The sequence below is a fragment of the Nocardia sp. NPDC024068 genome (genome assembly GCF_040638875.1).
In the GTDB taxonomy this organism is placed as follows: domain Bacteria; phylum Actinomycetota; class Actinomycetes; order Mycobacteriales; family Mycobacteriaceae; genus Nocardia.
In genome coordinates this window covers 1-10,364 of sequence record NZ_JBEZYU010000100.1, presented here as the reverse complement: position 1 = coordinate 10,364, position 10,364 = coordinate 1, and the positions used below count along the sequence as shown (strand labels likewise).

The 10,364-nt window shown below is 67.6% G+C and carries 8 protein-coding genes; 5 read left to right on the top strand and 3 right to left on the bottom strand.

Annotated features, from left to right (window positions below; translation table 11 throughout):
• Window positions 1-501 precede the first annotated feature (501 nt).
• A complete protein-coding gene (locus AB0F41_RS31010; RefSeq protein WP_357430044.1) occupies window positions 502-1,956 on the top strand; it encodes an NAD-dependent succinate-semialdehyde dehydrogenase in 1,455 nt (484 codons plus the stop codon).
• A 102-nt stretch (window positions 1,957-2,058) separates the two neighbouring features.
• Here AB0F41_RS31010 and AB0F41_RS31005 read toward each other — a convergent pair whose 3' ends face one another.
• On the bottom strand, window positions 2,059-2,370 hold the full coding sequence (locus AB0F41_RS31005; protein WP_357430042.1) for a chorismate mutase: 312 nt from the start codon (window positions 2,368-2,370) through the stop codon (window positions 2,059-2,061).
• A 640-nt stretch (window positions 2,371-3,010) separates the two neighbouring features.
• Here AB0F41_RS31005 and pcrA point away from each other — a divergent pair.
• Window positions 3,011-5,470 (top strand): DNA helicase PcrA, encoded by a 2,460-nt coding sequence (gene pcrA, locus AB0F41_RS31000; RefSeq protein ID WP_357430046.1) that lies wholly within the window; start codon window positions 3,011-3,013, stop codon window positions 5,468-5,470.
• A 38-nt stretch (window positions 5,471-5,508) separates the two neighbouring features.
• Window positions 5,509-5,934 (top strand): hypothetical protein, encoded by a 426-nt coding sequence (locus AB0F41_RS30995; RefSeq protein ID WP_357430040.1) that lies wholly within the window; start codon window positions 5,509-5,511, stop codon window positions 5,932-5,934.
• 47 nt (window positions 5,935-5,981) lie between these two features.
• On the opposite strand, the gene AB0F41_RS30990 is transcribed toward AB0F41_RS30995, so the two are convergent.
• Together AB0F41_RS30990 and AB0F41_RS30985 are read right to left on the bottom strand one after the other, a co-directional pair.
• The gene (locus AB0F41_RS30990) at window positions 5,982-7,352 is read right to left on the bottom strand and encodes a peptidoglycan DD-metalloendopeptidase family protein (RefSeq protein ID WP_357430038.1); all 1,371 of its coding nucleotides are present in this window, start codon (window positions 7,350-7,352) and stop codon (window positions 5,982-5,984) included.
• Window positions 7,349-7,492, bottom strand: coding sequence for a hypothetical protein (locus AB0F41_RS30985; RefSeq protein WP_357430036.1), 144 nt, complete (start codon window positions 7,490-7,492; stop codon window positions 7,349-7,351). The genes AB0F41_RS30990 and AB0F41_RS30985 overlap by 4 nt, the downstream gene beginning before the upstream one ends.
• A 464-nt stretch (window positions 7,493-7,956) precedes the next feature.
• Between AB0F41_RS30985 and sucC the strand changes: the two genes are divergently transcribed.
• A complete protein-coding gene (sucC, locus tag AB0F41_RS30980) occupies window positions 7,957-9,120 on the top strand; it encodes an ADP-forming succinate--CoA ligase subunit beta (RefSeq protein WP_357430035.1) in 1,164 nt (387 codons plus the stop codon).
• Window positions 9,121-9,162: 42 nt separating this feature from the next.
• Complete coding sequence (gene sucD, locus AB0F41_RS30975) at window positions 9,163-10,077, top strand: succinate--CoA ligase subunit alpha (RefSeq protein WP_357430033.1); 915 nt, start codon at window positions 9,163-9,165, stop codon at window positions 10,075-10,077.
• Window positions 10,078-10,364 lie beyond the last annotated feature (287 nt).

Sequence of the window (10,364 nt, the reverse complement as noted above, 5' to 3'; positions counted from 1 at the left end):
CCTCGAGACTCGTGGCTTCGCCACATGCGCTTCGAGGGCTGACAGCAGACGCGGGCCGAACCCTTTCAGGGCCTCGCTGAACTCGGCACCGAGAAGGTGACCCATTCTCTGGAAGGGAACGATTCGGATCGGAACCGGGTGGTGACGCTGGTAGCGGGCCCGTGCGCTGCGTAGTGCGGGGTGGCTTCGCGGGGATCTCACGTTTTATCCGGATGGTCGCAATCCGTGCTGGGTGGGGCCCGCCCGGTTCTGGAGCGACCAGAGGGAGGGAGCGCAGCGACTGACCGGCGGGAGTGAAGAACCGGGTTGATAGGGCCCCACCCTCGAGCGGCGGAGCCGCTCCAAAATTACAGCCCGACCCTTCGCGGATGGGTCGATCCGAACCCCCTCTTCGCGGTGGGGCCGCTTCAACCCCCTCCTACTTTCCGCGAAGGGTCCGCCCCAAAACACTGTTCCCCGGAGCCGACGATTTCCCGGCCCCTGCCGCATAGGCTCGGAAGTATGGCCTCAGTAACAGAAGTACTCGAATCCGTACCGAAGAAGTTGTGGATCGGGGGGCCGGTCGATGCCGCCGGCGGGGGGACGTTCGCCGTGCACAACCCGGCGAACGGCGATGTCATCGCCGAGGTGGCGGACGGGGCCCCTGAGGACGCCATCCGGGCGCTGGATGCTGCGGCCGCGGTGCAGGAGGAATGGGCGGCGACCTCCTCGCGGGAGCGCGGGGAGATCCTGCGCGCGGTGTTCGAGCAGGTCACCGCGCGGTCGGAGGAGTTCGCCCTCCTGATGACCTTGGAAATGGGTAAGGCGCTGCCGGAGAGTCGCAATGAAGTGCGTTACGGCGCGGAGTTCTTCCGCTGGTTCAGCGAGGAGGCGGTGCGGGTCAGCGGTCGGTATCTGCATGCCCCGTCCGGTACCGGGCGGATCATGGTGCACAAGCAGCCGGTGGGGCCCTGTCTGGCGATCACGCCGTGGAATTTCCCGCTGGCGATGGGGACCCGCAAGATCGGTCCGGCCTTGGCGGCCGGGTGCACCATGATCGTCAAACCGGCCTCGGCGACCCCGCTCACCATGTTGCTACTGGCGAAGCTGTGTTCCGAGGCAGGTCTGCCCGACGGCGTGCTGTCGGTGCTCACCTCGCGCCGGTCGGGCGCGGTGACCCAGGCCCTGATCGACGATTCGCGGTTGCGCAAGCTCACCTTCACCGGTTCCACCGAGGTCGGGCGCACCCTGGTCGAGAAGTCCGCGGGCGGCTTGTTGCGGACGTCGATGGAGCTCGGTGGCAACGCACCGTTCGTGGTGTTCGACGATGCCGATATCGACGCGGCCGTCGAGGGCGCCATGCTGGCCAAGCTCCGCAACGGCGGCGAGGCCTGCACCGCGGCGAACCGGTTCCATGTGCAGCGCGGGGTGCTGGCGGAGTTCACGGATAAGTTCGTGGCGGCGGTGAACGAGAAGGTCCGGCTGGGGCCGGGCACCGATCCGGATACGACGCTGGGCCCGTTGATCAACGAGGAGCAGTTGACCACCGTTTCCGAGCTGGTGGACGACGCGGTATCCGGTGGGGCGACGGCTCGGGTCGGTGGTAAGGCACCGGGCGGTCCGGGCTGGTTCTATCCCGCCACCGTGCTCACCGATCTCCCCGCGAACGCCCGGATCCTGCGTGAGGAGGTCTTCGGGCCGGTCGCGCCCATCGTCGCCTTCGATACCGAGGAGGAAGGGCTGGCAGCGGCCAACGATACGGAATACGGGCTGGTCAGCTATGTCTACACCCGGGATCTGGATCGGGCGCTGCGGGTGGCCGAGGGGCTGGAGACCGGGATGGTGGGCGTCAACCGCGGGGTGATCTCCGATCCGGCCGCTCCGTTCGGCGGTGTGAAGGCGTCCGGCTTCGGCAGGGAAGGCGGTACGGAGGGGATCGAGGAGTATCTGTCGACCAAGTACATCGCCATGCAGTAGGGCGGCGGGAGGCCGCGCATACGAACCGCCCCGGGGCACGATCACCCGGGGCGGTTCGTGGGAGTGCGGCGGTCTGCGGGCCGCCGCAGCGGTTCGTGTGGTCTAGCGACCGAGCCGGCCGCGACCGAGACGCAGCAGCAGCATCGCCAGTGTATGACCCTCTTGGCCGAGTTCGCTGAACCGTTCCAGCACCTTCATCTCCCGGCTGTGTACCAGCCGGGTACCGCCGGATGCCATACGGGTTCGCCCGATCACCCGCGAGATCTCCGTCCGGCGCTTGATCGCCGCCAGGATATCCGCGTCGAGTTGATCGATCTCCTTACGGAGTTTCTCGATCTCGGCTTCGTTCCGAGGGAGCTCCGATTCCGGGCCGGTTGTCGAATCCGACTCGGTCGCAGTAGCGGGTGTGCTCATCATTCATCTCCTCGTGTCAGAACCTGGATCGGCGCCGAGGCGCTTCGTGTTACCGGTCCAGAGCTCCTTCACCGTGATAAGACCCGGCGGGTCCGGTGCTGCTTGTAATCCCCCTACCTGCCCGGATGGGACTCAGGTCCCCCGTCTGCGGTGCCGCGGTCCGTACAGCCGGAGCGGGTGTTGCGCTACAGGGCAAACCATAATGCCAGTTTGCCACGGTCCGCGAGGTATGCAAAACGGTCACGGTTGGGTATACCGGTCCGATGCCCCGGGTTGCGGCACAGTAGCCGGTGAGACCGCCGAATTCGGCCGAGTGTTCGATCGTGTCGGGTCGCGGCGGTAGCGTGAACAGACGATGGACACCACAGCGGCAGCACCTCGTTCGGATTCGCCAACTCCCCGCGCACAGCACTCCGGTGCCGGCTCGCCGGAGCCCGGCGCGTCCGATCGTGGGCGAGGTGCGCCGCAGCTACCCGGTCTCGAATACCCGGATGCGCGACAGCCGGGCGATTCCGTGTCGGGTGGCCGGGAGGGCGGCGCGGCGCCGGGTGGGCTGGCCGCACTGCAGCGCCGGGTCCAGAACGAACAGACCCAGCGGCGTACGGATGCGGCGCAGCGGCGCGAGGAGGAGGCCGCGGCGCTGCTGGAGGGCCTGAACCCGCAGCAGCGCGCGGCGGTTCTGCATACCGGTCCACCGCTGCTGATCGTGGCCGGCGCGGGTTCGGGCAAGACCGCCGTGCTGACCCGCCGGATCGCTTATCTGCTCGCCGCCCGCGGGGTCACTCCGGGGCAGGTGCTCGCCATCACCTTCACCAACAAGGCCGCTGCCGAGATGCGGGAGCGGGTCATCGAGCTGGTGGGCCCGCGCGCCGCGAGTATGTGGGTGTCTACCTTCCATTCCAGCTGTGTCCGCATTCTGCGCACCCAGTCCGTGTTGCTGCCCGGGATGAACTCGAACTTCTCCATCTACGACGCCGACGATTCCCGCCGCCTGCTCACCATGATCGGCCGGGATCTCGAACTCGATCCGAAGAAATATTCGGCACGCCTGCTCGCCACGGCCATCTCGAATCTGAAGAACGAACTGATCGGCCCCGATAAGGCGGGCTCCGACGCCGAGTTCGACGACGCCGACCTGCCCCGTATCGTCGCCCGCGTCTACGCCGAATACCAGCGGCGGTTGCGCGCCGCCAACGCGCTGGACTTCGACGACCTCATCGGCGAGACGGTGGTGCTGCTGCAGAAGCATCCCGAGGTCGCCGAGTACTACCGCCGCCGGTTCCGGCATGTGCTGGTGGACGAGTACCAGGACACCAACCATGCTCAGTACGTGCTGGTACGGGAACTGGTGGGCCATCACGGCCGCGATACCGAGACCGCCACCGAGACCTCCGATACCGAGGCCGGTGCCGCCGCCGCGGATCCCGCCGCCGAATCCGCGGACCGGGACGACGATCCGCGCGCGGTACCGCCCAGTGAACTCTGCGTGGTGGGTGACGCCGATCAGTCGATCTACGCCTTCCGCGGCGCCACCATCCGCAATATCGAGGAATTCGAACGCGATTTCCCCGACGCCGAGACCATCCTGCTCGAGCAGAACTACCGCTCCACCCAGAACATCCTGTCCGCCGCGAACGCCGTGATCGCCCGCAACACCAACCGCCGTGACAAGCGGTTGTGGACCGAAGCCGGTGAGGGCGAACTCATCACCGGCTATGTCGCCGACAACGAGCACGACGAAGCAGCTTTCGTGGCCCGCGAGATCGACCGGCTGGTCGATGCGGGGGAGGTCGCCTACTCCGATATCGCGGTGTTCTATCGCACCAACAACAATTCGCGGGCCCTGGAAGAGATCTTCATCCGGATGGGCCTGCCGTACAAGGTGGTCGGCGGGGTTCGGTTCTACGAGCGTAAGGAAGTGCGCGATATCGTCGCCTACCTGCGTGTCCTGGAGAACCCCGATGATGCCGTGAGCCTGCGCCGCATCCTCAACACCCCGCGTCGCGGGATCGGGGATCGCGCCGAGGCCTGTGTGGCCGTGCACGCCGAGCAACGGGGTATCGGTTTCGCCGAAGCCCTCCGCGATGCCGCCGCCGGTGAGGTCGCGCTGCTGAACACCCGGGCCCGCAATGCCATCGCCGGGTTCGTCGCGCTGCTGGAACAGATCCGGGCGGCCGGCGAGCTGGACGAACTGGATTTCCCCGATGTGGGGGCGGTGGTGGATGCGGTACTCGACCGCACCGGGTACCGCGCCGAACTGGAGGCATCCGACGATCCGCAGGACGGCGCGCGGCTGGACAATCTCAACGAACTGGTCAGCGTGGCCCGCGAATTCAGTTCCGAGGCGCGTAACGCGCTGGAGGCGGCGCGGGCCGAGGGCATCCTGCCGGAAACCGGTGAGGGCGAACCGGAGCCGGGATCGCTGGCCGCGTTCCTGGAGCGGGTGTCGCTGGTGGCCGATACCGATCAGATACCCGACGAAGGGTCGGGGATGGTCACCATGATGACCCTGCACACGGCCAAGGGGCTGGAATTCCCGGTGGTGTTCGTCACCGGCTGGGAAGACGGGCAGTTCCCGCATCTGCGCGCCCTCGGCGACCCGGCGGAATTGGCGGAGGAACGGCGCCTGGCGTATGTGGGGATCACCCGGGCCCGGCGGCGGCTGTACCTCACGCGCGCCGTGGTGCGGTCGGGGTGGGGGCAGCCGGTGTTCAACCCGGAGTCCCGGTTCCTGCAGGAAGTTCCGGATCATCTGATCGACTGGCAGCGACTGGAGCCGAAACGCCCGTCGGCGCCGGAACGATTCGGACGCCGGCGTGGCGCGGAGTCCGATGACACCGACTGGACCGGCGGCTGGCCGCAATCGCGGGAATCACGGCCCGGAATACGGGACAGCCGGCCCGGCCGGCCCGGGGTCGCCCGCAACAATGTGGGATTGGTGCTGGCGGTCGGGGATCGGGTGAGCGACGACAAATACGGGCTGGGCAGGGTGGTCGCGGCCGACGGAGTCGGCGATATGGCGAGCGTGACGATCGACTTCGGTACCGGCGGCACCATCCGGCTGATTCCGAAGTTCAGCCAGACCCTGACCAAGCTGTAGCGGCCGCCCCACAGCGCGCGGCGGGTTGGATTTGGGCCATGAAGTCCCTTGCACAGCATCTGTTGTGGTTCGTGCCGATGCTCTGGCTCGGTATGGTGCTCGCGATCTCGTTCCTCGAGGCGCCGCTGAAGTTCCGTGCGCCCGGAGTCACCACCGAACTCGGCCTGGGAATCGGCCGTCTCGTCTTCCGGGCCCTGAACACGGTGGAGTCGGTACTCGCGGCGCTGCTGGTGGTATCCGCGGTCGTCCTCCGGCCCGCCGGTGGGGTCTGGACGTGGGCAGCGGTGGCGGTGGGAATCCTGACCGTGCAACTGGCCGTGGTGCGGCCGCCGCTGTCGCGCCGCTCGGATCGGGTACTCGCAGGTGAAGACCTACCACGATCGACAGGGCACTACTGGTACATCGCGTTGGAGGTCGCGAAAGTGATCGCGCTGATCGGACTGGCGATCACCGCGGCGCCCTGACAGCCGGTGCCCCGGCCCGTCGAACCGGCCCGGCCGAGAGTTCCGTGTCAGTCGCCGCTGCCGTTGAGGCCGATGCCGCGGGTCGCGAGCCAGGGCACGGGATCTACCTTGTCGCTGCCGTTCAGCCATACCTCGAAATGGCAGTGCGGGCCGGTGGAGAAGCCCCGGTTGCCCATCGTGGCGATCTGATCGCCCGCGAACACGTACTCGCCGACCCCTACCGTGGTGGTATCGACGTGCCCGTACACCGTGACGGTGCCGTCGGCGTGCAGTAGGCGTACCCACATACCGAAGCCCGACGCGGGACCGGCATCGATCACCTCACCGTCGGCCACCGCGTAGATCGGGGTCCCGATCGGCCCGGCCACATCGATACCCAGATGCTGGACGCCCCAGCGGGCACCGAACCCGGAGGTGTACGAGCCACTCGCGAAGCGAGCGAACAGCGGCCGGAACTTGGCCTCCTCCGCCTGTGCCAGGTTGTGCGCGAATTCGGCGCCGTTGGCCAGCATTTCACCGAACCGGCCCGCGTCGACCGGAGCGCCGGCGCCGAGCATCTGCGGGGATTTGGTCTCACCCACCGCGGCGGGGTCTTCGGTGGCCATGGACTGGGCGGCGATCTCGTGTACCGAGCCCGCGGCCTCGTAGTCGGTGGCCTGCTGCTGCTTCTGTTCGCCGGGCGAGGCGGTGGCGCACTGACCGGCGGCGACGACCGCGCCCGCCGCGACCGCGACGACCGCGGCCCGGCCCTTGAGGGCGGAGGGCGGAGCGGCCACCCGGTGCGCGCCGCGAGAACGGGACTGCTTGCTCTCCTCGACGGGCTCGCCGTCGTCGGGCACGCTCTCGAGCGCCTCGGCGATGGTGGCCGGCCGGACCCTCTCACCGGGCTGCGCGTGATCCGCGGACTCCCGGGCTGCGGGATCGTCGGCCCAGGGCTGGGGGTCGGTCCAGCTCTGGTGGGTGTTCCAGTTGGGATCGCTGTGCCAGGCGGGTTTTTCGTGCTGCTGCCAGCTGCCGTTGTCCTGCCAATCGGCACGGGCCCAGTCGCCGCCCTGCGAGGCGTTCCAAGTCTGCTGCTCCGCGGGCGCGTCCCACGCCTGCTGCTGCGCGCCCGGGGACCACGACTGCGGCTCCGGGGCGGCGTCCCACGTCTGCTGTGCGGCCGGCGCATCCCATGGCTGCGCGGCGTCCTGGGAATCGGCCCAGCCCTGGTTGGTGGCCCAGAAATCGTCGGCCGCGGCGCGATGGGAATCGGCGGCGGCGGACGCGGCGGCGGTGTTCAGCGGACGGCGGCGCGCGCGGCTGTCCCCGGGGGCGCCGAACGCGTTGAACGGCTGCGGCCCCTGGTCCGCGGAATCGCGATGACGCCGGCCGGCTCGGTTGTCGTACTGGGGGTTCAGTGTCCCGCGGTGGTTCATCGGCCGATCCGATTGCGGACGATGGCACCGATGAATCCCTCGGCGGTGCGATGCGGCCCCGGGGTGGCGACCGCCGAACGGCCCTGCGACTGCGGAGCGGGGTGCTGCGTCAAGCTGCCGTCCTCTCTCAACCTGCTCACGGGAGCATAATCCTGGAGATCTCTACCCGCGCGATAACCGGGTGCGCAAGCGTCCACGCCTGAGCACGCTCGTGATCGAGCTGTGACATCAACGGTTCGACGGTAACGAAACGATTGCGACGCGGCAAGCGGTAGGCCGTACTCAAACGTTACTGTGACATTGATCACCTTCTGGTGGATCAATTGCTCACTGCCGGAAACTCTGAACGGTGATTTCACGTGCCACGTTCACGGCCGCCGGACCACATGTGCCGGACCGCCTGCGGAAGTGGTAGAAGCTACTCGCCGGTAGCCTTGGCCTGCGTGTTTCAGGTCCCCGCGGCGAGGCCCGTGACCTGCGCCACTTAGGATGAACGTGCCCGATCGGCCGTCCCTATGAATGGTTAGAGTCCGAGCGACCCGCTACCGACGTCGGGCCGCCAACAAAGACGTTGTCATAGCAACGCAGACGAGACGGTGAGTACATGGATCTCTTCGAATATCAGGCGAAGGAGCTCTTCGTAAAGCACGGAGTGCCCTCGTCGGAAGGCCGCGTGACCGACACAGCCGATGACGCGCGTGCGATCGCCGAGGAAATCGGCAAACCGGTGATGATCAAGTCCCAGGTGAAGGTCGGCGGCCGCGGCAAGGCGGGTGGCGTGAAGTACGCCGCCACCCCGGACGACGCGCAGACCCACGCCAACAACATCCTCGGCCTGGACATCAAGGGCCACGTCACCAAGAAGATCCTGGTCGCCGAGGCGAAGGATATCGCCGAGGAGTACTACATCTCCTTCCTGCTCGATCGCACCAACCGCACCTACCTGGCCATGTGCTCGGTCGAGGGCGGTATGGAGATCGAGGAGGTCGCCGCCACCAAGCCCGACCGGCTGGCCAAGGTGCCGGTCGACGCGGTCAAGGGCGTCGACCTGGCGTTCGCCCGCTCCATCGCCGAGCAGGGCCACCTGCCCGCCGATGTGCTCGACGCCGCGGCGGTGACGATCCAGAAGCTGTGGGAGGTCTTCGTCAACGAGGACGCCACCCTGGTCGAGGTCAACCCGCTGGTCCGCACCCCGGACAACGAGATCCTCGCGCTCGACGGCAAGGTCACCCTGGACGAGAACGCCGAGTTCCGGCACGCCGACCACGCGGAGTTCGCGGACCGCGACGCGACCGATCCGCTGGAGCTCAAGGCCAAGGAGAACGACCTCAACTACGTCAAGCTCGACGGCGAGGTCGGCATCATCGGCAACGGCGCCGGTCTGGTCATGTCCACCCTGGACGTCGTCGCCTACGCCGGCGAGAACCACAAGGGTGTGAAGCCGGCCAACTTCCTCGATATCGGCGGCGGCGCCTCCGCGGAGGTCATGGCCAACGGCCTCGACGTCATCCTCAACGATGTGCAGGTCAAGAGCGTCTTCGTCAACGTGTTCGGCGGGATCACCGCGTGTGACGCGGTGGCCAACGGCATCGTGAAGGCCCTCGAGATCCTGGGCGGCGAAGCCAACAAGCCGCTCGTGGTCCGCCTGGACGGAAACCGGGTGGAAGAGGGTCGCAAGATCCTCGCCGAGGCCGCGCACCCCCTGGTGACGCTGGCGCAGACCATGGACGAAGGCGCCGACAAGGCCGCCGAACTCGCGGCCCGCTGAGCCGACCTACCAGGGCACGCCCAGTAAAGGACAAAAAGAACTATGTCAATCTTCCTCAACAAGGACTCGAAGGTCATCGTCCAGGGCATCACCGGCGGCGAGGGCACCAAGCACACCGCCCTGATGCTCAAGGCGGGTACGCAGGTCGTCGGCGGTGTGAACGCGCGTAAGGCGGGCACCACCGTCGCGCACACCGACAAAGACGGCAACGCGGTCGAACTGCCCGTGTTCGCCACCGTGGCCGAGGCCATGGAGAAGACCGGTGCCGACGTCTCCATCGCATTCGTGCCGCCGAAGTTCTCCAAGGACGCCATCATCGAGGCCATCGACGCGGAGATCCCGCTGCTCGTGGTGATCACCGAGGGCATCCCGGTGCAGGACACCGCCTACGCGTGGGCCTACAACGTGGAGAAGGGCGCCAAGACCCGGATCATCGGCCCCAACTGCCCCGGCATCATCACCCCCGGCGAGGCGCTGGTCGGTATCACCCCGGCCAACATCACGGGCAAGGGCCCGATCGGACTGGTCTCCAAGTCCGGCACCCTGACCTACCAGATGATGTACGAGCTGCGCGATTTCGGCTTCTCGACCTCCATCGGCATCGGCGGCGACCCGGTTATCGGCACCACCCATATCGACGCCATCGAAGCGTTCGAGAAGGACCCCGAGACCAAACTGATCGTCATGATCGGTGAGATCGGCGGCGACGCCGAGGAGCGGGCCGCGGCCTACATCCAGGCCAACGTCACCAAGCCGGTCGTCGGCTACGTGGCCGGCTTCACCGCCCCCGAGGGCAAGACCATGGGCCACGCCGGCGCCATCGTGTCGGGCTCATCGGGCACCGCCCAGGCGAAGAAGGACGCGCTGGAGGCGGCGGGCGTGAAGGTCGGCAAAACGCCTTCGGAAACCGCCGCCCTCGCGCGCGAGATCCTGGAGAAGGCAGCCGTCACCGCCTGACCCGGCCACACCCAGAGGCCGCCCGCCATATGTGACGGGCGGCTTTTGTTTTGGAGCGGCCCCTCCGGAAGGGGGGTTCGGATGGACCCCGCGAAGGGTCGGGGAGGTGGGTTGAAGCGACCCCTCCGCGAAGAGGGTTCGGATCGGCCCCTCCGTGAAGGGTCGGGCTGTAATTTTGGAGGCGCTCCGCGCCTCGAGGGTGGGGCCCTATTAACCCGGTTCTTCACTCCCGCCGGTCGGTCGCTGCGCTCCCTCCCTCTGGTCGCTCCAGAACCGGGCGGGCCCCA

Coding starts and splice junctions, on each gene's coding strand:
- AB0F41_RS31010 (WP_357430044.1), top strand. CDS start 502: ATGGCCTCAGTAACAGAAGTACTCGAATCCGTACCGAAGAAGTTGTGG.
- AB0F41_RS31005 (WP_357430042.1), bottom strand. CDS start 2,370: ATGAGCACACCCGCTACTGCGACCGAGTCGGATTCGACAACCGGCCCG.
- AB0F41_RS30995 (WP_357430040.1), top strand. CDS start 5,509: ATGAAGTCCCTTGCACAGCATCTGTTGTGGTTCGTGCCGATGCTCTGG.
- AB0F41_RS30990 (WP_357430038.1), bottom strand. CDS start 7,352: ATGAACCACCGCGGGACACTGAACCCCCAGTACGACAACCGAGCCGGC.
- sucC (WP_357430035.1), top strand. CDS start 7,957: ATGGATCTCTTCGAATATCAGGCGAAGGAGCTCTTCGTAAAGCACGGA.
- sucD (WP_357430033.1), top strand. CDS start 9,163: ATGTCAATCTTCCTCAACAAGGACTCGAAGGTCATCGTCCAGGGCATC.